The sequence below is a fragment of the Streptomyces sp. NPDC006512 genome, from assembly GCF_040611935.1.
Classification (GTDB): Bacteria; Actinomycetota; Actinomycetes; order Streptomycetales; family Streptomycetaceae; genus Streptomyces.
In genome coordinates, this window is the sequence record NZ_JBEXPG010000042.1 from 46557 (window position 1) to 73251 (window position 26695).

A 26695-nucleotide genomic window follows, 5' to 3' on the forward strand; every position below is an offset into this window, starting at 1 on the left:
GGGCGAGGAGCGGTCACAGTGCAGCGCTGGCGTGGCTTGGAGGACATCCCCCAGGACTGGGGACGCAGCGTCGTCACCATCGGCTCCTACGACGGTGTGCACCGCGGACATCAGCTGATCATCGGACGGGCCGTGGCCCGGGCCCGCGAGCTGGGCGTCCCCTCGGTCGTCGTCACCTTCAGCCCGCACCCCAGCGAGGTCGTGCGGCCCGGCAGCCACCCGCCGATCCTGGCGTCGTACGACCGCCGTGCCGAACTGATGGCCGGTCTCGGAGTCGACGCGCTGCTGATCCTGCCCTTCACGGCGGAGTTCTCGCAGCTGTCCCCGGCCGACTTCATCGTCAAGGTGCTCGCCGACAAGCTGCACGCGAAGGCCGTCATCGAGGGACCGAACTTCCGCTTCGGCCACCGCGCCGCCGGGAACGTCGACTTCCTGCGCGAGCTGGGCGCGACCTACGACTACGAGGTCGAGGTCGTGGACCTGGTCGTGCGCGGCGAGGCGGGCGGTGGCGTGCCGTTCTCGTCCACCCTCGCGCGCAGGCTGGTCTCCGAGGGGGACGTGGAGGGCGCCGGCGAGATCCTGGGCCGCCCGCACCGCGTCGAGGGCGTGGTGGTGCGCGGCGCGCAGCGCGGGCGCGAACTCGGCTACCCGACGGCGAACGTGGAGACGCAGCCGCACACCGCGATCCCGGCGGACGGGGTGTACGCGGGCTGGCTGACGGCGGACGGCGAGCGGATGCCGGCGGCGATCTCGGTCGGCACGAACGTGCAGTTCGACGCCACCGAGCGGACCGTGGAGGCGTACGCGATCGACCGCGTCGGCCTGGACCTGTACGGGATGCACGTGGCCGTGGACTTCCTCGCGTACGTGCGGGGCATGGCGAAGTTCGAGTCGCTGGACGGGCTGCTGGAGGCCATCGCGGACGACGTGAAGCGCTCCCGGGTGCTGACCGACTCCTACGACGCCGAGCGCGCCGGGCGCTGAACGCGCGCCCGCGCCCGAACGCGCCGGAGGGCCCGTACCGTCCTGGGGACGGTGCGGGCCCTCCGTGTGTCCGGGCCGGTCAGCCGAGGCGCGGGTCGCGCGGGGGCTGGCCGGGCTGCTGAGGCGCCTGGGGAGCATGAGGCGCCTGCGGTGCGGGCGGCTGGGGCTGCTGCCAGGGCTGGCCGGGCTGCGGGTAGGGCTGGCCGTACGGCTGTTGCGGCGGCTGGGGCTGCTGGTACGGGCCCTGCGGGTGCGGCGGCTGAGGCTGGTGCTGCTGGGGGTGCTGGGGCTGGGCGTGGGGCTGCTGGTGCTGCTGGGGTGCGCCCCAGTGGGCCTGCGCGGCCTGCTGCTGCGCCCGCGCGAAATCCTCGGCGACCAGGGCGGAGAGGGTGAAGTACGCCTCCCGGGTCTTCGGCCGCATCAGGTCGAGGTCCACCTCGGCACCGGCCGCGAGGTGCTCGTCGAACGGCACCACGACGACGCCGCGGCAGCGGGTCTCGAAGTGCTGCACGATGTCCTCGACCTTGATCATCTTCGCGGTCTCGCGGACCCCGGAGATGACGGTGAGGGAGCGCGAGACGAGATCGGCGTACCCGTGCGCGGAGAGCCAGTCGAGGGTGGTGCTGGCGCTGCTCGCGCCGTCCACGGACGGGGTCGAGATGATGATCAGCTGATCGGCGAGGTCCAGTACGCCGCGCATGGCGGAGTAGAGGAGACCGGTGCCCGAGTCGGTGAGGACGATGGGGTACTGGCGGCCGACGGTCTCGATGACGCGGCGGTAGTCCTCGTCGTTGAACGTCGTCGAGACGGCCGGGTCCACGTCGTTGGCGATGATCTCCAGGCCGGACGGCGCCTGCGAGGTGAACCGCCGGATGTCCATGTACGAGTGCAGGTACGGGATCGCCTGCACGAGGTCACGGATCGTCGCACCGGTCTCGCGGCGCACGCGGCGGCCGAGGGTGCCGGCGTCCGGGTTGGCGTCGATCGCCAGGATCTTGTCCTGGCGCTCGGTCGCGAGGGTGGCACCGAGGGCGGTGGTCGTCGTGGTCTTGCCGACGCCGCCCTTGAGGCTGATGACGGCGATGCGGTAGCAGGACATCACCGGGGTGCGGATCAGCTCCAACTTGCGCTGACGGTCCGCCTCCGCGGCCTTGCCGCCGAAGCGGAAGCCGGACCGGGTGGCCTTCGGCTTCTGCTTGCCGCGCAGCAGCCGGTCCGAGGACAGCTCCACGGCGGCGGTGTAGCCGAGCGGCGCCCCGCCGTGGCCCTGGGCGGGCTGCTGGTACGGGCCCTGCGGCTGATGCGGCTGCTGCGGCTGGGCCCCGGGGGTCCACTGTGCCTGCGGCTGCGGCTGGGCCTGGGCCTGGGGCGGAGCGGGCGGGAAGCCGTAGCCCTGCGGAGGCTGTTGCGGCTGGGCCTGGGCCTGGGCCTGCGGCGGTGCGGGCGGGAAGCCGTACCCCTGCGGAGGCTGCTGCTGCCCGGCGGGCGGGAACCCGTAGCCCTGCGGGGTGCCCGAGGAGGGGAACGTGGGCGGCAGCGTGGGCAGTTCGGTACCCGGTCCCCCGAACGGGTGCTCCACGGGCGGGTGTTGGGCATCCATCGGGATGACCGGCGCGGCGTACGGGTCCTGTTCGGCGGGAGCGGGCGGCCACGCGGCACCGGGCGCGGCGGCGTCGCCCACGGGATTCGGGACCGGCGCGGGTGCGTCGGCGGTCGGGGCCGAGGGGTGCGCCGGGGCCGCGTAGGGCGCGGGCGGGGCGTCCGCGACGGGCGCGTCCAACGGGGGTGCCTCGGGCGCGGGGTGCGCGTAGGCGGCGGGCGGGGCGTCGGCGACGGGCGCCTCTGCGGCGGGGGCCGGGGCGTCGACGGGGGGAGCCGAGGGGGTCGCGGGTACGGGGGCCGCGTGGGGCGCGGGCGGGGCGTCCGCGACGGGCACCTCCACCGGAGAGGCCTCGGGAGCCGGAACGGGGCCCGAAGCGGGGGGAGTTGCCGGAGCCGGGCTCGCGGACACGCCCGCGGCCGGGGTCGGACCGGCAGCCGGAGCCTCGGCCGGGGCCGAGGGGAACGCAGGAGCGGGGGCCGGAGCCGCATCCGAAGCCGGGCTCTCGACCGGGGCCGAAGCCGCCGGGAGCAGCGGAGCCGCGTCCTGGGCAGCGGCCGGGGTGTCGGCCGGAGCCTGCGGGAACGTCGGGCCCGAGCCCGGAGCCGGAGTGTCGGCCGGGGCGGGCGGGAACGCCGGGGTGTCGGCCGGAGCCGGCGCCGGCGGGAACGCCGGGCCGGAACCCGGAGCCGGGGCTTCGGCCGGAGCCTGAGCCGACGGGAACGGCGGAGTCGGAGCCGGAGCTGGGGCGGGCGCCGTGGCCGGAGTGACCCCCGCGGCCGGCGGGAACACCGGGCTCGGGAAGGCCGGGGGGATCTCGATCGGAGTCGGGTCGAACGCGACCTCCTCCTCCGGATCCGGGGCCGCGGCCCGCGGCGGCACGGCGGCCGGTGAGATCCGCATCGTCGGGGGCGACACCACGTCCGAGGGGCGGTGCGGTTCGAAGCCGCTGCCCTCCGGGAGGCCGGGCACGTCCTGGGCGGGCGCGCCCTGCGTGTACCAGGCCGGCGGGGTGTAGTCGATGGTGAACTCGCCCGTCACATCGGGCTCCGCGTCGGACTGATCGTCCGTCGGGACGTCCCACGTCCCGCCGCGCCTCTCGTTCCGATCGCCGCTCACTGGTCTTCGTCCTCCTGGTCTGTCGAACACGGTCGGGCGCCCAACCCGACGCCGCGCCCGCACTCAGCCTAATCGCGCCCCGGCGGCAAAATCCCGCGAGGTCGCGCCCCGTACTCCTGCCTACAGGCCACCCGGGCCCTGAGCAACCGTCACCGCACCCCGGACACCGGGCGGGGCCGCCCCTCCCTGGCCTCCCCTGACCCGCCCCGCGCGGGCTCCACCGGGACGACGTGCCCGCGACAACGCGACCGGGACGCCGCGACCGGGACGGCCACGGCCGGGGACGCCCCCGGGCCGGCGGTCAGTCGATGCGCCGGGCCGCGCCGAACAGGCCCGCCTCCTCCTCCGTGCCCTGCGTCAGTACGAACTTCCGGTCCCGCAGCGTGCACCACAGCGTCACACCGTCCCCCAGGGTCGGCAGCGACCCGACCGCCGCCCCCGGCAGCCGCATCAACGCGCCGATCCGCTCCGCCTCGTCGGGCGACACCCGCTGCACCCCCACCAGAGCGGAGTTCCGCAGCAGCCGGGGCGCCGCCGGGCTCAGGTACGGCAACAGGGTCAGCACCGACTGCCACGGCCCCGCGACCACCCGCCCGCGCGGCGGCCGCATCCCGCAGTCCCGGACCACCAGGACGGGACTGCCCGCCGAAGCGCCCTGCGGCGGCACCCGCCCCACCTCGTGCAGGGTCACGCACTGCGGCCCGTCGCCGGCCGCCCGGGCCAGCCCGGACCACACCGGCCCGCGCCCGGTCTCCACCGCGACCCGGGCGCCCGTGGCGGCCGTGCGCAGGGCCAGCACCTGCGCCGTCCACAGACCGCCGATCAGCGTGACCTCGTACGGGGTGGGCCGGTTGACGCCCAGCACCGCCGGACGGCCCTCCGCGTCCACGCCGATGACGACCCCGTCGTCCCCGACGGGCAGCGCCAGCCGGTCCAGTTCGCCCGCCGGGACCACGTGGCGCTCCCGGCGCGGACCCACCAGCCCGAAGCCGCCCCGCACCGCCCGTCGCCGCGGACCGCCCCTCACCGGGTTCCGCCCAACGGCAGCGAGGCCAGCAGTCCGGGCACCTGCTCCCGGTCGAGCCGTACCAGCCCGGCCCGCACGCCGCGCGCGGTCCGCTCCAGTTCCCGGCGGGCGCGGACCAGTTCCCCGTCGCTGCGCCCGGTCACCCGGACGTACCCGGTCAGCGTCACGCCGTGCCGCCCGGCCGGGGCCAGCGTGAGGCTGAAGTTCGTCGCCAGCGCGGGCACCGAGGTCAGCAGCGCCACGAACTGCGCCGGCCCCGCCCCCGCGCCGCCCAGCCGGGGCCAGCGGCCCACCCAGTAGGTGGTGTGCCGCCGGTCGTCGCACCGCCAGGTCCGCGGGGTCTCCTCCGTACGCCGTCCCGTGCCCGCCGTCCGCCCGGCCCGGGTGATCGCCGCCGGGTTCGCGCAGGACGAGGTGGCCAGCGCGGCCGTCAGCTCCCGCTCCGTCAGCACCGTGGCCCGGAAACCGGCCCCGGCCAGCCGGCTCGCCAGCTGGTCGGCGACCCGGACCAGGGCGCGCTGGGCCCCCGGCAGGCCGCCCCCGCGCGCGGCGACCGCCTCCGCGCACCGCTCGGGATCGAGCTTGAGCGCGATCCACGTCAGGCGCACCGCGGGGGCTCCCGTCCGGGCCTGGAGCGGCGCGTAGTTGCGGGACGCCGTCGACCCGGCGGGCAGGTGGGGCGCCGGCGCGGGCTGGGTGTGCTGCACCACCTGCGCCGACTCCAGCCGGATCCCGTCCACTTCGAGGACGTCCCGTACGGCGGACAGCGGCAGCGGGCACGCCGCCCGGTCGGGCCGCAGCGCGGTGGCGTCCGCGTCCACCCGGACGACCGCCGTCAGGAAGGTTCCGTCCCCGACCATCCCGACCGGCCCGCGGTCGCGCGCGCTACCGCCGAACGTCAGGGTCCGCAGCGCCGGTTCGGCCTCCACCAGCGGCGCCAGCCCGGGTTCGGTTCCGGCGGGCACGGTGAAGCCGGCGGCCCGGCGCCGCCGCGCCCGCAGGGCGAGGACCCCACCGAGCCACTCGGGGAGGGAGCGCCGGTGCCGGCGTACGACGGCGAGGGCCAGCAGGACCAGGGCCGACGCGCCGGCGGGCACCAGCAGCAGCGGTTCCACGACCCACGCCACCAGCGGAGCCGCGACCGCCAGCTGGAGCAGGACGAGCTGTTGCAATCGAAAAGGTCCGAAACGTCCCGGGCTGGAAACCGGACGCGGCACCACCCCGTCGGGCACGGCCGCCGACGGCTCCGTCACGCTGACCCCCACATGCCCCTCCTCCCCTCGCCGGGCCCGAACACGGCCCGCCACAGGGCATAGTAGGGGCCCGGTCCGACCATCCGGGCCCGGGTACCGGAAGCGCCGGCCGGGCCGAGCGGCGAGGAACAGGCGGTCATGGCGTCACGGCGTGATGAGCTCAACGCGTACACGTTTGCGAAGCGGCTTACGGTCGCGGCGTTCCTCCAGCCCTCGGCCACCGGCACCGAAGAGGGCGCCCCCAGGCCGTTACAGGCCGTCCTGCCCTCCCTGGTCGTCGGCGCGCTGCTCCTGGCCGGCTTCGGCGCCTGGGGCATGTTCAGACCGCAGGCCCCCAAGGGCTGGGACCGGCCGGGTGTGATGGTCATCGTCGGCAAGCAGTCGACGACCCGCTACGTGGTCCTGACGACCGGGTCGGGCGACGGGCAGCGGACGCGGCTGCACCCCGTGCTGAACCTGGCGTCGGCCCGGCTCCTCCTCGACCCGGGGAAGTTCAAGGTCGTGCAGGTCGACGACGAGCTGCTGGACGCGGGCCGGCCGCCGCGCGGCCCGATCATCGGCATCCCGTACGCCCCCGACCGGCTGCCCGCCGCGGCGGACGCGGGGAAGGCCAAGCGCTGGGCCGTCTGCCAGCGGCCCGCCGGTGACGGATCCGGCGTGCGGACCGCTGCCTTCGTCCTCGCCGGCCGCGAGGCCCGCCTGCTCGACGACGCCCGCAGGACCACCGACACGCAGGTGCTGTACGTGCGGAGCACCGGCCCTGGGAAGGAGCGGTACCTCGTCGACGCGGCGGGCACCAAGTACGCGTTCCCCGAGGGCGGGCCGGACGCGGGCACCCTGACCACCGCCCTGGTCGGCGCCGCCGCCACCCCCCAGCCGGTCACCGAGCGGTGGCTGGCCACCCTCGGCTCCGGCGACCGCCTCGGCTTCCCGCGGCTGCCCGGCACCCCCGGAGCGCCCGCCCGCGTCCGGGGCCTGGCGGCCGCCGACGACAGGGTGGGCACGGTGCTGAGCGCCCAGACCGGCTCCGGCACCCAGCACTACGTCGTCCTGCCCGGCCGGGTCGCGCCCGTCTCGGAGTTCGTCGCCCGGCTGCTGATCTCCGCGCCCGCCACCGACGCCCTCGACCTGCACGGCGAGGCCCGCCCGGTCGACCTCCAGTCCCTGCGCCCGGACACCACCGCCTTCATGGCGCAGGCCGCATGGCCGCGCAGGCGGGGTGTCCAGGTCAACCGGGTCGCCGCCGACCCGGCTCCCGCGCGGGGCGGCGAACGGCGCGACATCGTCTGCAGCGTGCTGCGGTCCGGCGACGCGCGGGGCGGCGGAACGCTGAGCACCTGGGCCGGGACCGGCTTTCCGGTCGACATCACCGCGAGCGGCACCGGCGCGTACGTCACGCCCGGATCCGGGCTCCTCTACCGGCAGGTCCAGGGCCGCCAGAGCGCCGCCGGGGGCTCCTTGTTCCTGGTCACCGACACCGGCCTGCGCTACGCCGTGCGGGCCGACGGCGAGGGCCCGGGGGCCGGGGCGCCCGACCCGCGGGCGGCGGGCTCCGGCGGCGCCCGGCCCGAGCCGGGCCGGGCCCAGGCCCGGCTCGGCTACGCCGACGTGGTCCCGGCACCGGTGCCGATCGCCTGGTCGGAGTTCCTCGCCAAGGGCCCCCGCCTGGACACCGACTCCGCCCGCCGGCCCCAGGGTTCGTGAGGACACCGCCCGTGACGCAGAGTTCCCGCGGCCGCGCCGCCCGGTTCGCCGCCGCCCTCGGCCTCCTCGCGGTGTGCGGTGCGGCGGGCGCGCCCGCGCCGCGGGCCCCGTACGCGCTCGGGCTCGACCGGGCCGGCGAGTGCTCCTTCCCCGTGCAGGAGCAGATCGCCGGCCGCCCCTGGGCCCTCCAGCGGATCCTCCTCGACGCCCTGTGGGCCGACACCAAGGGCAAGGGCGTGCGCGTCGCGGTCATCGACACCGGCGTGGACCGCGCCAACCCGCAGCTCGCCGGCGCCCTCGACACCGGTGCCGGCCTGGACCTCATCGACGCGGCCGGCGGCGACGGCACCCGCGACACCGTCGGGCACGGCACCAGGGTCGCCGGGCTGATCGCGGCCCGCCCCCAGGAGGGCACCGGCTTCGTCGGCCTCGCCCCCGAGGCCACCGTCATCCCCGTCCGGCAGAACGACGGCCGGGGCAACGGCAGCGCGGCCACCCTCGCCCGGGCCGTCGACCACGCCGTCGCCCGGGGCGCGCACGTCATCAACATCTCCCAGGACACCGACGCCCGCCTCACCCCCGACTCCGAGCTCGCCCGGGCCGTCCGCCGGGCCCTGGACGCCGGCGTAGTGGTCATCGCCTCGGCCGGCAACGGCGGCCCGGCCGGACGCGAACGCACGTACCCGGCCGCCTTCCCCGGGGTCCTCGCCGTGGCCGCCTCCGACCGGAACAACGAACGCGCCGCCTTCTCCCAGCCCGGCGACTTCATCGGCGTCGCCGCCCCCGGCGTCGACATGGTCTCCACCGTCCCCGGCTTCGGCCAGTGCGCCGACGACGGCACCAGCTTCTCCGCCCCCTACGTCGCCGGGGTCGCCGCCCTGCTGCGCGCGGAGCACCCGGAGTGGACCCCCCAGGAGGTGGTCTGGCAGATCCAGAACACCGCCGAACGGTCCGTCAACGGCCGTGACGACTACATCGGATGGGGTGTAGTCGACCCGGTCCGCGCCGTCACCCAGGACCACGGGACGCCCCGGCCCCCCACCCCGGACCCGTGCCCGCCCCCGGCGACCGCACCGCGCGCGGCAGAACTCCACCTGACCGAGACCGCGCAGGAGCGTGAGCTGCGCCTCGGCACGTACGCCCTCGGCACCGCGGGCCTGCTCGTCGCCGTCACCGCCGGGACGGCGACCGTGGCCCGCGACGCCCGCGCCCGCCGGGGCCGCCCGCGGTGAACGCCCGCCCGCTCCCGCGCGGAGCCGGCCGGCGCGTGCGGGGCGGGCGTCCGGACTGGCTAGAGTGCCCGCTCCTGCCGGGGAATCGAGATGCGAGGAACTACGGATGACGAGCACGTTCGGACTGGCCGACGATCCGGTCGTCAAGGCGGCCAACAAGATCTCCGAGACGGCCCAAGCCGTGACCACCCAGGCCCGGGAACTGGCCGACATCCTCGCCACCGCGAGCGCCGGCTGGACCGGTGCGGGCGCCGAGGGCTTCAAGCGGGCCCAGGCGGACCTCAACGTCGACCACGACGAGATCCGCCGCCTGCTGCGCGTCCTGCACCACGCGGTGTCGCAGACCAAGAACCTCACCAACGCCCAGGACGAGGAGGTCCGTTCGGCGTTCCGCACCGTCACCACCGGCCGGTCCGCACTCGACGGCGTCTGACCGCGCCGCCCCGCCCCGGCGACCCACCGCGCGCGAAGGAGGAAGACCATGTCCGGTCCCGACGGCTACACCCGGGTTCGGTACGAGAGCGTCCAGCAGATGGCGGACCGCATCCGGACCGTTTCCCACAACATCCTCAAGGACCTGTCCGAGATGGAACAGGCCGTGAAGGTGGTCACCGACACCTGGGACGGCGAGGCCCACCTGGAGTACGTCGGCCTCCAGACGAAGTACCGGCGCAGGGCCGACCACATGCGCAGGCAGCTGGAATCCGTCGCCCGCCTCGTCGAGCGCGGCAAGGGCGACTACCGCGCCACCGACATGAAGGCCTCCCGCCTGTTCACCGAGGCCTTCTGACCCCCACGACGCACGGAGGGGCGCGTCCGGTGCGGACGCGCCCCTCCGTGTCGCCGTCGCCGGCCTCAGGTGAGGTCGAACTCCCCGTCCCTCGCACCGAGGACGAAGGCCTCCCACTCGGCGGCCGTGTAGCGCAGCACGGTCTCGCGGTCCAGCGACGACCGCATGGCCACCGCGCCCTCGGGCAGCTTGGCGATCTCGACCCGCTCCTCGTCCGGGCTGGTCCCGGGCGGGCCCTGCCACTCGACGCCGCTGATGTCGAGCGCGTACAGCTCGTCCTTCTCCTGCTGAGTGCCCATGTGCGGCCTTTCCCTCGGTCGTGCGGTGCTGCTCGGCTCTTCGCTGCCGATTATCGGCGCAACGCGGTCGCCCGGTGCCGTTTTCCGGGTGATCCCGCCTACAGCCCGCCTACAGCCCGCCTACAGGCCGTCCGGCAGCCCGCTCTCCGGCCCGTCCCGCAGCTCCGGCATCCGTCCCAGCTGGACCAGCGAGGTGCCGCGCCGGCGCGAGACGAAGTGGCCCCGGCCGGGAGGCATCGGGCGCGCCCGGACCGTGCCGAGCAGATCGCCCTCGGACGGGTCGCCCGACAGCACCACGCCCTGCGCGCCCAGCTCCTTGATCCGCTGCACGAACGGCTCGTACAGCGCGCGCGAGGCGCCGGCCGAACTGCGCGCGATGACGAACCGGACCCCGGTGTCCCGGGCGAAGGGCAGGAACTCCACGAGCGGCGCCAGCGGATTGCCCTGCCCGGAGGCGACCAGGTCGTAGTCGTCGATCAGGACGAACACGTCCGGGCCCGTCCACCAGCTGCGGTCCCGCAGCTGCCGCGGCGTGACGTCGGCCGGCGGCTGCCGCCGGGAGAACACCCCGGCCAGCGCCTCCACGTGCAGCCGCAGCGAGCTCTCCATCGGCGCGTACTCCAGCAGGTGCTCCTCCGGGAGCGCCCCGAGCAGCCCGCGCCGGTAGTCGACGACGACCAGCTTGGCCCGGTCCGGGGCGTACCGCCGCGCGATCTGCCGGGCGAGGAGCCGCAGCAGGTTCGTCTTGCCCGACTCCGCCTCCCCGAAGACCAGGAAGAACGGGTCCGACTCGAAGTCGGCGAACACCGGCTCCAGGTCCCCCTCGCCGATGCCGAACGCGATCCCGCGCTCCGGGAACTCCCCGCCCCCGGGCAGCCGGTCCGCGGGCAGCAGCCCCGGCAGCAGCCGTACTCCGGGAGCCGCAGGGCCCGCCCAGCCCTCCTTCACCGCCGCCACGAAGGCCGCGGTCGCCTCCGGCAGGTCCTCCGCCGTGTGCGCCCCGTCGGTGCGCGGCAGCGCCCCCAGGAAGTGCAGCTTCTCCGCCACCTGCCCGCGCCCCGGCATGCCCGCGGGAACGTTCGCCGCGACCCTCCGGTCGAACTCGGAGTCCATGACGTCACCCAGCCGCAGCTCCAGCCGCCCCAGCAGCTGGTCCTTCAGCACCGAGCGGACCTCCATGTACCGGGCCGCGGTGACCACCAGGTGGATGCCGTATCCCAGACCCCGGGACGCGATGTCCGTGACCACCGGCTCCAGGCCCTCGTACTCCCCGCGGAAACCGCCCCAGCCGTCCACGACCAGGAACACGTCGCCCCACGCCTCCCCGGGCAGCCCGCCCGCCGCGCGCCGGCGCCGGTAGCCGGCCATGGAGTCGATGCCGTTCGCCCGGAAGAACTCCTCGCGCCGGGCCAGGACGCCCGCCACCTCCGCGACCGTGCGCCGCACCCGCTCCGGGTCCAGCCGCGAGGCGATCCCGCCCACGTGCGGCAGCTCCGCCACCGACGACAGGCTGCCGCCGCCGAAGTCCAGCCCGTAGAACTGCACCTCGCGCGGGGTGTGCGTGAGCGCGAACGAGCAGATCAGCGTCCGCAGCAGCGTGGACTTCCCCGACTGCGGGCCGCCCACCACCAGCATGTGTCCCGCCGCACCCGAGAAGTCCCGGTACAGCACCTCGCGTCGCTGCTCGAAGGGCTTGTCGACCAGCCCGAGCGGCACCACCAGCCCGCCGGGCCGCGTGTACCCCCGCGCGTGCAGCCCCCGCCGCCCGTCCGCGGCGAGCGCGGGCAGCAGCTGGTCCAGCGCCGGAGCCCGGTCCAGCGGCGGCAGCCACACCTGGTGCGCCGGTACCCCCTGACCCTCCAGCCGCCCCACCATCACGTCCAGCACGCTCTCCGCGAGCGCGTCGTCCTCCTGCGGCTCCCGCGCGGCCGGGTGCGCCGGATCCGCAGCCGCGTACACCACCGGCACCGGCGCCGCCGTGAACAGCACCGGCCGCCGCACCACCGGCAACGGCCCCTCCGGCGCCCGCGGCCCGCCCGCGCGGTGGACACCCGAGACGTACGCCGCCTTGAAGCGGGTCATCCCGTCCGTACCGGACTTCAGGTAGCCGGAACCGGGCACCGGCGGCAGGTGGTAGGCGTCCGGTGCGCCGATCGCCGTCCGGGACTCCGCCGCCGAGAAGGTCCGCAGACCGATCCGGTACGACAGGTACGTGTCCAGCCCGCGCAGCCTGCCCTCCTCCAGGCGCTGCGAGGCCAGCAGCAGGTGCACGCCCAGCGACCGGCCGATGCGGCCGATCTGGACGAACATGTCGATGAAGTCGGGCTTCGCCGTCAGCAGCTCGCTGAACTCGTCGATCACCAGCACCAGCGAGGCCAGCGGCTCCAGCGGCGCGCCGGCCGCGCGGGCCCTCTCGTAGTCGTGGACGTTCGCGTAACTGCCCGCCGCCCGCAGCAGCTCCTGACGGCGCTGGAGCTCACCGCGGATCGAGTCGCCCATCCGGTCGACCAGCGTGAGGTCGTCCGCCAGGTTGGTGATCACCGCCGCCACGTGCGGCATCCGCGACATCCCGGTGAAGGTGGCACCGCCCTTGAAGTCCGCGAGGACGAAGTTCAGCGTCTCCGAGGTGTGCGTCACCGCCAGCCCCAGGACCAGCGTCCGCAGCAGCTCCGACTTGCCCGAACCGGTCGCCCCCACGCACAGCCCGTGCGGGCCCATGCCCTCCTGCGCCGCCTCCTTCAGGTCCAGCATCACCGCAGCGCCGTCCTCGCCCACGCCGATCGGCACCCGCAGCCGCTCACCGGCCGGCCTCGGACGCCACGTCCGGGCCACGTCGACCTGCGCCGCGTCGCCCAGGTCCAGCAGGTCCGTGAAGTCCAGGTTCGCCAGCAGCGGCTCGTCGTCCTCCCCGCCACCCGTGCGCAGCGGCGCCAGCTGCCGGGCCAGCGCCTCCGCCGCCGGCAGCGACAGCGTGTCCGGGACGCCCTCGTACACGACCCCCGCGCCCGACTCCAGGCGCAGCCGCCCCGGCCGCACCACCACCGACAGCCCGCCCCGGGGCTCGTCCAGCTCGCCCCCGACCACCTCCACGACGGTCACCCCCTGCAAGCGCTCCGCCGCCGCGAACACCGAGTCCGGCGGCACCGCGCCACCGTCCAGTACGAGGACCAGGTGCGGCCGGTCCGGCACCGGGGCCGCATCCCGGCCGAACCGCGGCCGCCCCTCCAGCCGGCTCCCCAGCAGCCCCTCCAGTACGGCCAGGTCATCGCCGAACAGCCGCCTCGTACCGGCCCCGTCGACCTGCCCCGGCAGCTGCGCGTGCGGCAGCCACTTCGTCCAGTCCCACGCCGGCCCCGCACCCGCCCCGGCCACCACCGCCACCGCCAGGTCCCCGGGGGAGTGCAGCGTCACCAGCTGCGCCACCAGGGCCCGCGCCGCACCCCGCGCCGACTCGGCCTCCCCCGACACCGTCACGTGGTAGAACGCCCGGACCGACACCGCCACCGGGAGCCCGTCCAGGGCGGAGTGCACCTTCAGGAAGCGCTGCACCGCCCCCGCCGTCAACGGCTCCAGGTCGTCCACCGGAGCCGTGTCCGGCGCCACCAGCGGGGTCGCGAGGCGCTGCGCGCCCAGCCCCACCCGGGCCTGCCCGAAGTCCGCGTCCCCGGGCCGCCGTTCCCACAGCCGCGAGCCCTCCGCCACCACCGACCACAGCTGGTCCGGGGCCGGGTGCAGGTACAGCTGCGCGTCACGCTGGGCCCGCGCGGTCGCCCGGACCCGACGTCGCGTACGGGCCAGGTACTTCAGGTAGTCCCGCCGCACGTCCGCCATGTGCCCCTGCGCGCCGCGCCGGTGGCGGACCAGCTGGGCGATGACCATGCCCACCGTGGACACCAGCATCAGGACGCCCATCACCCGCATGAAGGGCGCCGCACCCGGCATGAAGAAGAACACGACCGACGACCCCATGCCGAGCATCGGCAGGAGCTGCATCAGGACGCCCTCCCGCTGCCCCCGCGGCAGTTCCGGCGGGGCCTCCAGCCGCAGCTCGTCCGAGGGAACCTGGGGCGGCAGCGCGCGGGGCGGGCGTTTGACGACGATCTGGCTCACCGGAACACCAACCCCTTGAGAGTGCGCGGGCGTCCGTGGCCGGAGCCCCAAGTCCCCTGCGCGGACGGGACGTTCCGCTCACGCGGCGGCGATCCTACGGTCCGCGAGCAGGTCCGACGGCCCGGTACAGTGCGCCCGCCGCGTGGGCGTCCGCGCGCCGGCCGCCGCCGCGGCGCACGCCGACCAAGGGGGACACGCAGGTGAGTACGGCCGGGACGACGGGATTCCGCAGGGTCACCGTCGTGGCACCCGACAGCCGCGTCGACGTCGCCCTTCCGGAGGACATCGCCCTCGCCGACGTCTACCCCGAACTGCTGCGCCTGACCGGCCAGACCCAGCCCGTCGGCGCCCCCACCGGCTACCACCTCGTACGCCGGACCGGCACCGTCCTCGACGGGGCCCGCACCCTCGCCGCCCAGCAGGTCCTCGACGGAGAGGTGCTCAGCCTGCGCCCCTTCGCCGAATCGCTGCCGCCCGCCGTGTTCGACGACGTCTGCGACGCCGTCGCCTCCGCCGTCGTCCGCGACCGCCACCGCTGGAGCGACGACATGCTGCGCGGCGCGGGCCTGACCGGCGCCGCACTGCTCCTCGTCCTGCTCGCCCTCGTCCTCTGGTACGCCGACCCCGTCCACCACGACGTGCACGGCCCGCCCGCGCTGACCGCCGGAGCCTTCGGCGCCGTCCTCACCGCCGCCGCCGGAGCGCGCGCCCGCGTCTACCGCGACCGGGGCTCCGCCGCGGCCCTCGGCCTCGGCGCCCTCCCGCTCCTGATGATCGCCGGCGCCGGCATCGTCGCCCCCGCCGCCGGCTCCGGACCCGGCCGCCTCCAGTTCCTCCTCGGCTGCCTCTGCGTCCTCCTCGCCGCCGCCGTCCTCCTCGCCGTCACCCCCGGTGACGCCCCCTTCGCCGCCGCCGCCTTCCTGGCCGCCACCGGCGCCCTCGCCTCCTTCGGGGCCATCGCCGCGGAGACCTCCGCCACCTCCGCCGCGGCCGTCTGCGCCCCCGCCGCCATCGGCCTCCTCGCCTTCCTCCCCGGACTCTCCGCACGTCTCGCCCGCCTGCCCATCGGGTACGCCGCCCCGCGGAGCGCGACCGACGACACCGGCCACGCGGGGACCCCGGAGCGCCACACCCCCGACCCGTACGGTGATCCGCCCTGCTCCGGCCCGCACGACCCGGCCGCCCCGCTCGACGCCGACCTCATTGCCGCCCGGGCCCGCCGCGGCCACGAGACGCTGCTCGGCCTGGTCGGCGGCTGCGCGGCCGTCGCCGTGGGCTCCGCCGCCGTCCTCGGCTTCTCCGGCGGCACCTGGGGCCGGCTCCTCGCCCTCGCCACCGGCCTGGCACTGCTCCTGCGCGCCCGCCTCTTCCGCCGCACCCCGCAGGTCGTGTGCGCCCTCGCCGCCGGCCTCGCCGCGATCGGCCTGCTGGTCCTCGGCCTCGCCCTGCACGCGCCCGACGGCCTGCCGCCGGAGATCACGCACCGCCACGACCACGCCGCCACGGGCCTGCGCACCCTCTGGCTCTCCGCCGCCGTCGCCGCCGGCGCGGCCCTCCTCACCGGAATTGCGCTTGTCATCCCCCGCAAGGGCCTGTCACCCTTCTGGGGAAGGCTGCTCGACCTCACCGAGGCCGCGGTACTGCTCAGCCTGGTCCCGCTGACCCTGGCCGTGCTCGACGTCTACGGCCGCGCCCGGTCCCTCACCAGCTGAGAGCCGGGACCCGGCAGCCTGGTACGCTGTGTGACGGCCGTTTGTGTACGCGCCCCCGGAGATCTCTGGAGGCTGCGCTCAGCGGACCCCGCCTCCCGAGTTACGGAAGATCCCCAGAGAATTCGACCTGGGGCACTCGGTGGCAACGAAGACCTATTACGAGGAGTACGCGTGCCGCTCGACGCCGCAACGAAGAAGCAGCTCATCGCAGAGTTTGGTGCCAAGGAGGGCGACACCGGCTCCCCCGAGGTCCAGGTCGCGATGCTGTCCCGCCGCATCTCGGACCTGACCGAGCACCTCAAGACCCACAAGCACGACCACCACTCCCGTCGTGGTCTGCTGATCCTGGTCGGCCAGCGTCGCCGCCTGCTGCAGTACCTGGCCAAGAAGGACATCCAGCGCTTCCGCGCGCTGGTCGAGCGCCTCGGCATCCGCCGCGGTGCGGCCGGCGCCAAGTAAAGACGCTGTGAAGGGAGCGGTTCCCACACTGAGGGGGCCGCTCCCTTTGCTGTACGTGCGCGACGTACCGGACGCTTTGTAGTCTGGAGACAGCGCACAAGAGGAAGAGGAGGAGCGCCCTCCCTACGCCGCCGGTCCTCGGTAGTGGCATCCGGAAAGCCCCAGGAGGGCAGAGAACCGGGTGCTTCGATCGAAGACCGGCCCGCACGCCAGGAGCGCTTCTCCGAAACCGTCCGCCGCCACACGGGTGACGGACGGAGACGACGAAAATGGAGAAAACGCTAGTGGAGAACGAGACCCACTACGCCGAGGCCGTCATTGACAACGGTTCCTTCGGCACCCGCACCATCCGCTTCGAGACGGGCCGTCTGGCCCGCCAGGCCGCCGGCTCCGCCGTTGCCTACCTGGACGACGACACGATGGTGCTGTCCGCCACCACCGCGTCGAAGAAGCCCAAGGACCAGCTCGACTTCTTCCCCCTGACGGTGGACGTCGAGGAGCGGCAGTACGCGGCCGGCAAGATCCCCGGCTCCTTCTTCCGCCGTGAGGGCCGGCCCTCCGAGGACGCGATCCTCACCTGCCGCCTGATCGACCGCCCGCTGCGCCCGTCCTTCAAGAAGGGCCTGCGCAACGAGATCCAGGTCGTCGCCACGATCATGGCGCTCAACCCCGACCACCTGTACGACGTCGTCGCGATCAACGCCGCGTCCGCGTCCACCCAGCTGGCCGGCCTGCCCTTCTCCGGCCCGATTGGCGGCGTCCGCGTCGCGCTGATCCGCGGCCAGTGGGTGGCCTTCCCGACGCACACCGAGCTCGAGGACGCCGTCTTCGACATGGTCGTCGCGGGCCGCGTCCTGGAGGACGGCGACGTCGCGATCATGATGGTCGAGGCCGAGGCCACCGAGAAGACCATCGCCCTCGTCAAGGGCGGCGCCGAGGCGCCGACCGAGGAGGTCGTCGCCGCCGGTCTCGACGCCGCGAAGCCCTTCATCAAGGTCCTCTGCAAGGCCCAGGCCGACCTGGCCGCCAAGGCCGCCAAGCCCGAGGGCGAGTTCCCGGTCTTCCTGGACTACCAGGACGACGTGTACGAGGCCCTCGCGGCCGCCGTCAAGGGCGAGCTCTCCCAGGCGCTGACCATCGCGGGCAAGCAGGACCGCGAGGCCGAGCTGGACCGCGTCAAGGACATCGCCGCCGAGAAGCTCCTCCCGGCCTTCGAGGGCCGCGAGAAGGAGATCTCCGCCGCCTACCGCAGCCTGACCAAGGCCCTGGTGCGCGAGCGCGTCATCAAGGACAAGGTCCGCATCGACGGCCGCGGGCTCACGGACATCCGTACCCTCGCCGCCGAGGTCGAGGCCATCCCGCGCGTGCACGGCTCGGCGCTGTTCGAGCGTGGCGAGACCCAGATCCTGGGCGTCACCACCCTCAACATGCTCCGCATGGAGCAGCAGCTGGACACCCTTTCCCCGGTGACCCGCAAGCGCTACATGCACAACTACAACTTCCCGCCGTACTCCGTCGGCGAGACCGGCCGCGTCGGTTCGCCGAAGCGCCGCGAGATCGGCCACGGCGCCCTCGCCGAGCGCGCGATCGTGCCGGTCCTCCCGACCCGCGAGGAGTTCCCCTACGCGATCCGTCAGGTGTCCGAGGCCCTCGGCTCCAACGGTTCGACGTCCATGGGCTCCGTGTGCGCCTCCACCATGTCGCTGCTGAACGCCGGTGTGCCCCTCAAGGCCCCCGTCGCCGGCATCGCCATGGGCCTGATCTCCCAGGAGATCGACGGCAAGACGCACTACGTCGCCCTCACCGACATCCTCGGTGCGGAGGACGCCTTCGGCGACATGGACTTCAAGGTCGCCGGCACCAAGGAGTTCGTCACCGCGCTCCAGCTCGACACCAAGCTGGACGGCATCCCCGCCTCCGTCCTGGCCGCGGCCCTGACCCAGGCCCGCGACGCCCGCCTCCACATCCTCGACGTGATGATGGAAGCGATCGACACGCCGGACGCGATGTCCCCGTTCGCCCCGCGGATCATCACCGTCAAGATCCCGGTGGACAAGATCGGTGAGGTCATCGGCCCCAAGGGCAAGATGATCAACCAGATCCAGGAGGACACCGGCGCCGAGATCACGATCGAGGACGACGGCACCATCTACATCGGTGCCTCCGACGGCCCGGCCGCCGAGGCCGCCCGCGCCACGATCAACGCGATCGCCAACCCGACCATGCCGGAGGTCGGCGAGCGGTACCTGGGTACGGTCGTCAAGACCACCACCTTCGGTGCCTTCGTCTCCCTCATGCCCGGCAAGGACGGCCTGCTGCACATCTCGCAGATCCGCAAGCTCGCCGGTGGCAAGCGCGTGGAGAACGTCGAGGACGTGCTCGCGGTCGGCACCAAGGTCCAGGTGGAGATCGCCGAGATCGACCAGCGCGGCAAGCTCTCCCTGATCCCCGTGATCGACGGCGAGGCCGCCGGTGACGACGCTGACAAGGACGACTCCGACAAGTGACGTCGCGTAGTTCCCGTGTGACGGCCCGCCCCTCTTCGGAGGGGCGGGCCGTCGCCCGTACCCAAACCCTGCTCAAGGGGCAGAACGGCATCGGCACCGTCCGGCGCACCGTCCTGCCCGGTGGACTGCGCGTCGTCACCGAGACGCTGCCCTCCGTCCGCTCCGCCACCTTCGGCATCTGGGCCAACGTGGGCTCCCGGGACGAGACGCCCACGCTCAACGGCGCCACCCACTACCTGGAGCACCTCCTCTTCAAGGGCACCGACAAGCGCAGTGCCCTCGACATCTCCTCCGCGATCGACGCGGTCGGCGGCGAGATGAACGCCTTCACGGCGAAGGAGTACACCTGCTACTACGCCCGGGTGCTCGACACCGACCTGCCGCTGGCCATCGACGTGGTCTGCGACATGCTCACCGGCTCGCTGATCCGCGAGGAGGACGTCGTCGCCGAGCGCGGGGTCATCCTCGAAGAGATCGCGATGACCGAGGACGACCCGGGTGACGTGGTCCACGACCTGTTCGCCCAGACCATGTACGGGGACTCGCCGCTCGGCCGCCCCGTCCTCGGCACCGTCGACACGATCAACGCCCTCGGCGCCGACCGGATCCGCCGCTTCTACAAGAAGCACTACGATCCGACCCGCCTGGTCGTCGCCGCCGCCGGCAACGTCGACCACAACAAGGTCGTGCGCCAGGTCCGCGCCGCCTTCGACAAGGCCGGCGCGCTCACCCGCGCCGACGCCGAACCCGTCGGCCCGCGCACCGGCACCAAGCGGATCCGTACCTCCGGCCGCGTCGAACTGGTGAACCGCAAGACCGAGCAGGCGCACGTCGTCCTCGGCATGCCGGGCCTCGCCCGCACCGACGAACGCCGCTGGGCCCTGGGCGTCCTCAACACCGCCCTCGGCGGAGGCATGTCCTCCCGCCTCTTCCAGGAAGTCCGCGAGAAGCGCGGCCTGGCCTACAGCGTGTACTCGTACACCTCCGGCTTCGCCGACACCGGACTCTTCGGCGTCTACGCCGGCTGCCGCCCCAGCCAGGTCCACGACGTCCTGCGGATCTGCCGCGACGAACTCGATAAGGTCGCGACCGAAGGCCTCACCGACGACGAGATCCGGCGCGCCATCGGCCAGCTCTCCGGCTCCACGGTCCTCGGCCTGGAGGACACCGGCGCGATCATGAACCGCATCGGCAAGAGCGAGCTGTGCTGGGGCGACCAGATGTCCGTCGACGACATGCTGGCCCGGATCTCCGACGTGACCCCGGACGACGTCCGCGCGGTCGCCCGGGACGTACTGGCCCAGCGCCCCTCGCTCGCGGTGATCGGCCCGCTGAAGGAGAAGCAGGCCGCCCGCCTCGACGAAGCGGTCGCCTAAATCCGTACGGACCCCGGTCCGTACCCGCTCAAGGCTGCACACACTTAAGGACGGAACATGAGCAAGCTGCGCGTGGCGGTCCTCGGCGCCCGGGGCCGCATCGGCTCCGAGGCGGTCAAGGCCGTCGAGGCCGCCGAGGACATGGAGCTGGTGGCGGCCCTCGGCCGCGGCGACAAGCTGGAGACGCTGGCCGAGACCGGCGCCCAGGTCGCGGTCGAGCTGACCACCCCCGCCTCGGTGATGGAGAACCTGGACTTCCTCGTCCGGCACGGCATCCACGGCGTGGTCGGCACCACCGGCTGGACCGAGGACCGCCTCGGCCAGCTGAACACCTGGCTGGCCGCCTCCCCACAGACCGGGGTGCTCATCGCCCCGAACTTCTCCATCGGCGCCGTCCTCACCATGAAGTTCGCCGCCCAGGCCGCCCGCTACTTCGAATCCGTCGAAGTGGTCGAGCTGCACCACCCGAACAAGGTCGACGCCCCCTCCGGCACCGCGACCCGTACGGCGCAGCTCATCGCCGCCGCCCGCGCCCAGGCCGGCCTCGGCGCGCAGCCCGACGCCACCGCCACCGCCCTCGACGGCGCCCGCGGCGCGGACGTCGACGGGGTCCCGGTGCACGCCGTCCGCCTGCGCGGCTTGCTGGCCCACCAGGAGGTGCTGCTCGGCAGCGAGGGCGAGACCCTCACCATCCGTCACGACTCCCTGCACCACAGCAGCTTCATGCCGGGCATCCTGCTCGGCGTGCGCCGCGTGACGCAGACCCCGGGCCTCACCTTCGGCCTGGAAAACTTCCTCGACCTCGGCTGATGAGGCAGTAGTCCCATGCGCGCGAAGATCACCTACTTCATCACGGCCGCCGTCCTGGCCGTGTACTTCGTCCTGGTCGGCAGCCGGGGCCTCATGCTGCTCCAGCAGGGCACCTGGCTCACCGTCACCTTCGGCGTGGCCGTGCTGATCCTGCCGGTCATCGGCGTGTGGTTCCTCTGGAAGAACACCCAGTTCGTCACCAGGGCCAACCAGCTCGCGACCGAACTGGAGGCCGAGGGCGGCCTGCCCGTCGACGAGCTGGAGCGGGACCAGTACGGCCGGATCCTGCGGGACTCCGCCGACGAGGTGTTCGCGCGCCGCAAGGCCGAGACGGAGGACGCGCCGGGGGACTGGCGCAGCTGGTTCCGCCTCGCCGTCGCCTACCACGACGCCCGCGACACCCCGCGGGCCCGCAAGGCCATGCAGCGGGCCATCGCCCTGCATGCGGGAAAGCCCGTACAGGTCTGATCCCCGTACGGGCTTCCCGGCTGTGGCGGCAGCGGCGGAGGCGGCGCTCCGCGCCCCGTCAGGCCGGCACGGGCCGGTACTCCTGCGCCCACGCCTCCAGCGTTCCCGCGGCCCGGTCGAAGGCCTCGCCCCGGGACAGGAAGTCGGCGTTGTGGTCGGTCATCAGCACCGGCAGCTCCGTACCGGCGCTGCCGGCCACCGTCAGGGCCTGGCCCTGCACGGTCCTCGGCAGTCCCAGCCAGCGCACCGGCTGCTGGACCGTACGGATGGTGCCGATCTCGCTCCAGGCGACCGAGCGGGTCCGGAAGAACCCGACCCGGCGCAGGCCGGCCGGGCTGACCCAGACGCCCGTGCGCAGGATCCGCAGCGCGGAGCCGACCACCACGAGCGAGGCGGCCAGGCCGATGCCGGCCCCCAGCCAGGTGCCCGCGAAGGCGATGATCATCGTGGCCAGCAGCATGAAGGCCGCCAGCAGGAGCAGCAGGGCCGCTCCGGCGACCCGCCAGGGACCGGGCCGGTACGGCCGTCGCCAGCGCTCCGGATCCTCGTGGGGGAGGGCTTCGTCCTCATGTGCGTCGAAGACGCCGTCGGCCGTCAAGAAGGGCAGGGGCACGGCAGGACCTCACTCACGTGCACGTTCGATGGGGCTGTGCCCGTGAGGCTACCGCCCTTCGGAGGCCTCGGACTGCTGCGCCTTCCCGGTCGCCTTGTACGGCTGCAGTGCGGGCATCCCGAAGAGCAGCGAGCCGACGAGCCCCGCCACCACGGTCAGTCCGACCAGACTACGGGCGGCGATCTGGGTCTTGCTCAGACTCTCGCGCGGCGGCGGAGTGACGTTACTGCGGAATCGGTCGGCCTCGGCGACGAAGGCGAACGGTACGGGTTCGCGCCGGCGGAACATGGGAGCGACTCTCCTCACGATCGGGCCCCGGAGGGCGGCGGTGACGGGACGGACTGGGTTCTCCCTGTAGGACGTACGGGGGGCCCAATCGGTGCCGGAATTCGGGACATTAACGAAAAAATTTGGCGCCCCGTCAGCTGTGCGGGGGATCCCGGCGCCGTCCGGGCGTGCGCGAGCACGCGCGGCGCGAGCCGTAGAGTGGGCGCGCCCCAGGTAAGACCGTTCGGAAGGACCCCGTGTGAGCGAGACCGCTGCTTCAGACCTGAAACCCAGCTTCCGCAGTGAGGTGACGGTGGAGCTGGTGAAGCACTCCGCCGCCGACTCCGACGTGCTGTGGGCAGCCCGGGTCTCCACGGCCGGCGAGCAGTCCCTGGAGGAGCTCCAGAAGGACCCGGAGCGCTCCAAGGGCCTCATCAACTACCTGATGCGCGACCGCCACGGCAGCCCCTTCGAGCACAACTCGATGACCTTCTTCATCAGTGCCCCGATCTTCGTCTTCCGGGAGTTCATGCGGCACCGCGTGGGCTGGTCCTACAACGAGGAATCCGGCCGCTACAGGGAGCTCCAGCCGGTCTTCTACGTCCCGGACGCGGAGCGCAAGCTCGTCCAGGAGGGCCGCCCGGGCAAGTACGTCTTCGTCGAGGGCACCGAGGCCCAGCAGGAGCTGACGGGGCGCGTCATGGAGGACTCGTACCGGCAGGCCTACGAGGCGTACCAGGAGATGCTGGCGGCGGGCGTGGCCCGGGAGGTTGCCCGTTCGGTCCTGCCGGTGGGTCTCTTCTCCTCGATGTACGCCACCTGCAACGCCCGCTCGCTCATGCACTTCCTCGGCCTGCGCACCCAGCACGAGCTGGCGGCGGTCCCGTCCTTCCCGCAGCGGGAGATCGAGATGGTCGGCGAGAAGATGGAGCAGCACTGGGCGCGGCTGATGCCGCTGACCTACTCCGCCTTCAACGGCAACGGCCGCGTTGCCCCGTAAGGCCCGGTGCACGAGCGGCGTACGCATGTGCGGAGACAAGTCCCAAGTGTCCGTATTGCGGCGTTTCGCAAAGTTCATCTAGGCTGATCAAACGGACCCGGCACTGCTTGAACCCCCGAGCAGGCAGTGCCGGGATCCAACAACCCACCGGGCGGCGACTCGGAGGTTCCCCCTGTTGACGTCACCCGAGGGGGCGCCGCGAGCGTGGCAGCGAGTAGCGTGTTACCCATGGCTCCGATCTCGACTCCGCAGACCCCCTTCGGGCGGGTCCTCACCGCCATGATCACGCCGTTCACGGCTGATGGCGCACTTGACCTCGACGGCGCGCAGCGTCTCGCCGTCCACCTGGTGGACGCAGGCAACGACGGCCTGATCATCAACGGCACCACCGGTGAGTCGCCCACGACCACCGACGCGGAGAAAAACGACCTCGTACGAGCCGTACTCGAGGCGGTCGGGGACCGTGCCCACGTCGTCGCCGGCATCGGCACGAACGACACCCGCCACACCCTGGAGCTGGCCCGCCAGGCCGAGCGCACCGGCGCCCACGGCCTGCTCGCCGTCACCCCGTACTACAGCAAGCCGCCGCAGGAGGGCCTCTACCGGCACTTCACGGCCATCGCCGACGCCACCGAGCTGCCGGTCATGCTCTACGACATCCCCGGCCGCAGCGGTGTCCCGATCAACACCGAAACCCTGGTCCGGCTGGCCGAGCATCCCCGTATCGTGGCCAACAAGGACGCCAAGGGCGACCTCGGGCGTGCCAGCTGGGCCATCGCGCAGAGCGGCCTGGCCTGGTACTCGGGTGACGACATGCTGAACCTGCCGCTCCTGTCGGTCGGCGCGGTCGGTTTCGTCTCCGTCGTCGGCCACGTCGTCACCCCGGAGCTGCGCGCCATGCTGGAGGCTCACCTCGGCGGCGACGTGCAGAAGGCCGCCGAGATCCACCAGAAGCTGCTCCCGGTCTTCACCGGCATGTTCCGCACCCAGGGCGTGATGACCACCAAGGGCGCGCTGAACCTGCAGGGCCTGCCCGCGGGCCCGCTGCGGCTCCCGCTGATCGAGCTGTCCGCCGAAGAGACGGCACAGCTCAAGATCGATCTTGCCGCGGGCGGGGTACAGCTCTGACAACAGACTTCACAACTGAATAAGCAAGACCGAAACAGACGAATGCAAGTGCACGAATGACATGCGCGCCACGTGCCTTAGGGGGTACGTGGCGCGTGTGGTGAAGGAGAAACTTTTGAGCCATCCGCACCCTGAACTCGGACCGCCGCCGAAGCTCCCGAAGGGCGGCCTCCGCGTCACACCGCTGGGCGGTCTCGGCGAGATCGGCCGCAACATGACGGTCTTCGAGTTCGACGGCCGTCTGCTGATCGTCGACTGCGGCGTCCTCTTCCCCGAAGAGGAGCAGCCGGGCATCGACCTGATCCTGCCGGACTTCTCGTCGATCCGGGACCGCCTCGACGACGTCGAGGGCATCGTCCTCACGCACGGTCACGAGGACCACATCGGCGCCGTCCCGTACCTCCTCCGGGAGAAGCCGGACATCCCGCTGATCGGCTCCAAGCTGACGCTGGCCCTCATCGAGGCCAAGCTCCAGGAGCACCGCATCCGCCCCTACACCCTCGAGGTGAAGGAGGGCGAGCGCGAGAACCTGGGCCCCTTCGACTGCGCGTTCATCGCCGTCAACCACTCCATCCCGGACGCCCTGGCCGTGGCGATCCGCACCGGCGCGGGCATGGTCGTGTGCACCGGTGACTTCAAGATGGACCAGCTGCCGCTGGACAACCGCCTGACCGACCTGCACGCCTTCGCGCGTCTGAGCGAGGAGGGCATCGACCTCCTCCTCTCCGACTCGACGAACGCCGAGGTCCCGGGCTTCGTCCCGCCGGAGCGCGACATCTCGAACGCCATCCGCGGCGTCTTCGCGAGCGCGCAGAAGCGGATCATCGTGGCCTCCTTCGCGAGCCACGTGCACCGCATCCAGCAGATCCTGGACGCCGCCCACGAGTACGGCCGCAGGGTCGCCTTCGTCGGCCGTTCCATGGTCCGCAACATGGGCATCGCCCGTGACCTGGGCTACCTCCGGGTTCCCGCCGGTCTCGTCGTGGACGTCAAAACCCTCGACGACCTGCCGGACGACGAGGTCGTGCTGGTCTGCACGGGCTCCCAGGGCGAGCCGATGGCGGCCCTGTCCCGCATGGCCAACCGCGACCACCAGATCCGGATCGTCCCCGGTGACACCGTGATCCTGGCGTCGTCCCTGATCCCGGGCAACGAGAACGCGGTCTACCGCGTGATCAACGGCCTGACCCGCTGGGGCGCCAACGTCGTGCACAAGGGCAACGCCAAGGTGCACGTCTCCGGCCACGCCTCCGCCGGCGAGCTGCTGTACTTCTACAACATCTGCAAGCCGCGGAACCTGATGCCGGTCCACGGCGAATGGCGCCACCTGCGCGCCAACGCCGAGCTCGGTGCCATGACGGGCGTTCCGAAGGACCGCATCGTCATCGCCGAGGACGGCGTGGTCGTCGACCTGATCGACGGCAAGGCCCGCATCTCGGGCAAGGTCCAGGCCGGCTACGTGTACGTCGACGGCCTGTCGGTCGGCGACGTCACCGAGGCCTCGCTCAAGGACCGCCGCATCCTCGGCGACGAGGGCATCATCTCGGTGTTCGTCGTGGTGGACAGCACCACGGGCAAGGTCGTCAGCGGCCCGAACATCCAGGCCCGCGGCTCCGGCATCGAGGACTCCGCCTTCGCGGCGATCCTGCCGAAGATCGAGGACGCCATCGCCCGGGCCGGCGCCGACGGCGTGGCAGAGCCGCACCAGATCCAGCAGCTCATCCGCCGCACCATGGGCAAGTGGGTCTCGGACGGCTACCGCCGCCGCCCGATGATCCTCCCGGTCGTGGTCGAGGTCTGACCTCGCCCGTAGCGACCACACCGGAGCGGGGCAACCGGATTTGCATCCGGGGGCCCCGCTCCAGTACGTTTACGTCTCCACCTCGCACGGCCCCGAGCACACACGTGTGCCCGGACCGGTCTGCGAGCGGGTGGGATCCAAGACCCAGGGAGACCTGATAAAGTCAGATCCGCCCGAAAGGGAAAGGCCCCCCGAAGGCCATCGGAATTCCAATCCAAGTCGGAAACGACACGGAAATGAATCTGATAGAGTCGGAACCGCCGGAAAGGAAAAGCGCGAAAGCGCAGGACCTGGAAAGCACCGAGGAAATCGGGCCCGAAAGAGTCTGATAGAGTCGGAAACGCAAGAACACAGAACGAAAGCCCGGAGGAAAGCCCGCGAGGGTGAGTACAAAGGAAGCGTCCGTTCCTTGAGAACTCAACAGCGTGCCAAAAAT

The 26695-nt window shown here is 73.1% G+C and carries 21 protein-coding genes; 14 read left to right on the forward strand and 7 right to left on the reverse strand.

Annotation, left to right across the window (positions count from 1 at the left end):
• Positions 1 to 18: 18 nt before the first annotated feature.
• A complete protein-coding gene (locus ABZZ17_RS26790; protein WP_356879349.1) occupies positions 19 to 984 on the forward strand; it encodes a bifunctional riboflavin kinase/FAD synthetase in 966 nt (321 codons plus the stop codon).
• Between the two features lie 79 nt (positions 985 to 1063).
• Here ABZZ17_RS26790 and ABZZ17_RS26795 read toward each other — a convergent pair whose 3' ends face one another.
• From ABZZ17_RS26795 to eccE, 3 genes are all read right to left on the reverse strand, one after another.
• On the reverse strand, positions 1064 to 3703 hold the full coding sequence (locus tag ABZZ17_RS26795) for an SCO5717 family growth-regulating ATPase (RefSeq protein WP_356879351.1): 2640 nt from the start codon (positions 3701 to 3703) through the stop codon (positions 1064 to 1066).
• Positions 3704 to 4004: 301 nt separating this feature from the next.
• The gene (locus tag ABZZ17_RS26800) at positions 4005 to 4730 is read right to left on the reverse strand and encodes a hypothetical protein (RefSeq protein ID WP_356879353.1); all 726 of its coding nucleotides are present in this window, start codon (positions 4728 to 4730) and stop codon (positions 4005 to 4007) included.
• The gene (gene eccE, locus ABZZ17_RS26805) at positions 4727 to 5983 is read right to left on the reverse strand and encodes a type VII secretion protein EccE (RefSeq protein WP_356879386.1); all 1257 of its coding nucleotides are present in this window, start codon (positions 5981 to 5983) and stop codon (positions 4727 to 4729) included. The genes ABZZ17_RS26800 and eccE overlap by 4 nt, the downstream gene beginning before the upstream one ends.
• A gap of 138 nt (positions 5984 to 6121) precedes the next feature.
• Here eccE and eccB point away from each other — a divergent pair, with 138 nt between their 5' ends.
• The 4 genes from eccB to ABZZ17_RS26825 all read left to right on the forward strand — a co-directional run bounded on the left by eccB (position 6122) and on the right by ABZZ17_RS26825 (position 9709).
• Positions 6122 to 7687, forward strand: coding sequence for a type VII secretion protein EccB (eccB, locus tag ABZZ17_RS26810; protein WP_356879355.1), 1566 nt, complete (start codon positions 6122 to 6124; stop codon positions 7685 to 7687).
• A gap of 71 nt (positions 7688 to 7758) precedes the next feature.
• The gene (mycP, locus tag ABZZ17_RS26815) at positions 7759 to 8919 is read left to right on the forward strand and encodes a type VII secretion-associated serine protease mycosin (protein WP_356879388.1); all 1161 of its coding nucleotides are present in this window, start codon (positions 7759 to 7761) and stop codon (positions 8917 to 8919) included.
• Between the two features lie 106 nt (positions 8920 to 9025).
• Entirely contained in the window at positions 9026 to 9352 is a 327-nt protein-coding gene (locus ABZZ17_RS26820; protein WP_356879357.1) for a WXG100 family type VII secretion target, read from the forward strand.
• Positions 9353 to 9400: 48 nt separating this feature from the next.
• Complete coding sequence (locus ABZZ17_RS26825) at positions 9401 to 9709, forward strand: WXG100 family type VII secretion target (protein WP_356879359.1); 309 nt, start codon at positions 9401 to 9403, stop codon at positions 9707 to 9709.
• 65 nt (positions 9710 to 9774) lie between these two features.
• Here ABZZ17_RS26825 and ABZZ17_RS26830 read toward each other — a convergent pair whose 3' ends face one another.
• Positions 9775 to 10008, reverse strand: coding sequence for a DUF397 domain-containing protein (locus ABZZ17_RS26830; protein WP_266573624.1), 234 nt, complete (start codon positions 10006 to 10008; stop codon positions 9775 to 9777).
• Positions 10009 to 10128: 120 nt separating this feature from the next.
• Positions 10129 to 14118 carry a type VII secretion protein EccCa gene (gene eccCa, locus ABZZ17_RS26835; RefSeq protein ID WP_356879361.1) on the reverse strand — a complete coding sequence of 1330 codons (3990 nt, stop codon included), beginning with the start codon at positions 14116 to 14118 and terminating at the stop codon, positions 10129 to 10131.
• A 200-nt stretch (positions 14119 to 14318) separates the two neighbouring features.
• Here eccCa and eccD point away from each other — a divergent pair, with 200 nt between their 5' ends.
• The 6 genes from eccD to ABZZ17_RS26865 all read left to right on the forward strand — a co-directional run bounded on the left by eccD (position 14319) and on the right by ABZZ17_RS26865 (position 21450).
• The gene (eccD, locus tag ABZZ17_RS26840; RefSeq protein WP_356879363.1) at positions 14319 to 15830 is read left to right on the forward strand and encodes a type VII secretion integral membrane protein EccD; all 1512 of its coding nucleotides are present in this window, start codon (positions 14319 to 14321) and stop codon (positions 15828 to 15830) included.
• 171 nt (positions 15831 to 16001) lie between these two features.
• On the forward strand, positions 16002 to 16289 hold the full coding sequence (gene rpsO / locus ABZZ17_RS26845) for a 30S ribosomal protein S15 (protein ID WP_329378621.1): 288 nt from the start codon (positions 16002 to 16004) through the stop codon (positions 16287 to 16289).
• A 284-nt stretch (positions 16290 to 16573) separates the two neighbouring features.
• Positions 16574 to 18796, forward strand: coding sequence for a polyribonucleotide nucleotidyltransferase (locus ABZZ17_RS26850; RefSeq protein ID WP_356879390.1), 2223 nt, complete (start codon positions 16574 to 16576; stop codon positions 18794 to 18796).
• Positions 18793 to 20172: a pitrilysin family protein gene (locus tag ABZZ17_RS26855; RefSeq protein WP_356879366.1), complete on the forward strand. Its 1380-nt coding sequence runs from the start codon at positions 18793 to 18795 to the stop codon at positions 20170 to 20172. The genes ABZZ17_RS26850 and ABZZ17_RS26855 overlap by 4 nt, the downstream gene beginning before the upstream one ends.
• Before the next feature lie 57 nt (positions 20173 to 20229).
• Positions 20230 to 20982 carry a 4-hydroxy-tetrahydrodipicolinate reductase gene (gene dapB / locus ABZZ17_RS26860; RefSeq protein ID WP_356879368.1) on the forward strand — a complete coding sequence of 251 codons (753 nt, stop codon included), beginning with the start codon at positions 20230 to 20232 and terminating at the stop codon, positions 20980 to 20982.
• 15 nt (positions 20983 to 20997) lie between these two features.
• Positions 20998 to 21450: a hypothetical protein gene (locus ABZZ17_RS26865; RefSeq protein WP_356879370.1), complete on the forward strand. Its 453-nt coding sequence runs from the start codon at positions 20998 to 21000 to the stop codon at positions 21448 to 21450.
• A gap of 58 nt (positions 21451 to 21508) precedes the next feature.
• On the opposite strand, the gene ABZZ17_RS26870 is transcribed toward ABZZ17_RS26865, so the two are convergent.
• On the reverse strand, positions 21509 to 22063 hold the full coding sequence (locus ABZZ17_RS26870) for a PH domain-containing protein (protein WP_356879372.1): 555 nt from the start codon (positions 22061 to 22063) through the stop codon (positions 21509 to 21511).
• A gap of 48 nt (positions 22064 to 22111) precedes the next feature.
• Entirely contained in the window at positions 22112 to 22351 is a 240-nt protein-coding gene (locus tag ABZZ17_RS26875; protein WP_356879374.1) for a hypothetical protein, read from the reverse strand.
• Between the two features lie 238 nt (positions 22352 to 22589).
• Between ABZZ17_RS26875 and thyX the strand changes: the two genes are divergently transcribed.
• The 3 genes from thyX to ABZZ17_RS26890 all read left to right on the forward strand — a co-directional run bounded on the left by thyX (position 22590) and on the right by ABZZ17_RS26890 (position 26259).
• On the forward strand, positions 22590 to 23330 hold the full coding sequence (thyX, locus tag ABZZ17_RS26880) for an FAD-dependent thymidylate synthase (RefSeq protein WP_356879376.1): 741 nt from the start codon (positions 22590 to 22592) through the stop codon (positions 23328 to 23330).
• A gap of 228 nt (positions 23331 to 23558) precedes the next feature.
• A complete protein-coding gene (dapA, locus tag ABZZ17_RS26885) occupies positions 23559 to 24458 on the forward strand; it encodes a 4-hydroxy-tetrahydrodipicolinate synthase (RefSeq protein WP_356879378.1) in 900 nt (299 codons plus the stop codon).
• A gap of 115 nt (positions 24459 to 24573) precedes the next feature.
• The gene (locus ABZZ17_RS26890; protein WP_356879380.1) at positions 24574 to 26259 is read left to right on the forward strand and encodes a ribonuclease J; all 1686 of its coding nucleotides are present in this window, start codon (positions 24574 to 24576) and stop codon (positions 26257 to 26259) included.
• The last annotated feature ends 436 nt before the right edge of the window (positions 26260 to 26695 follow it).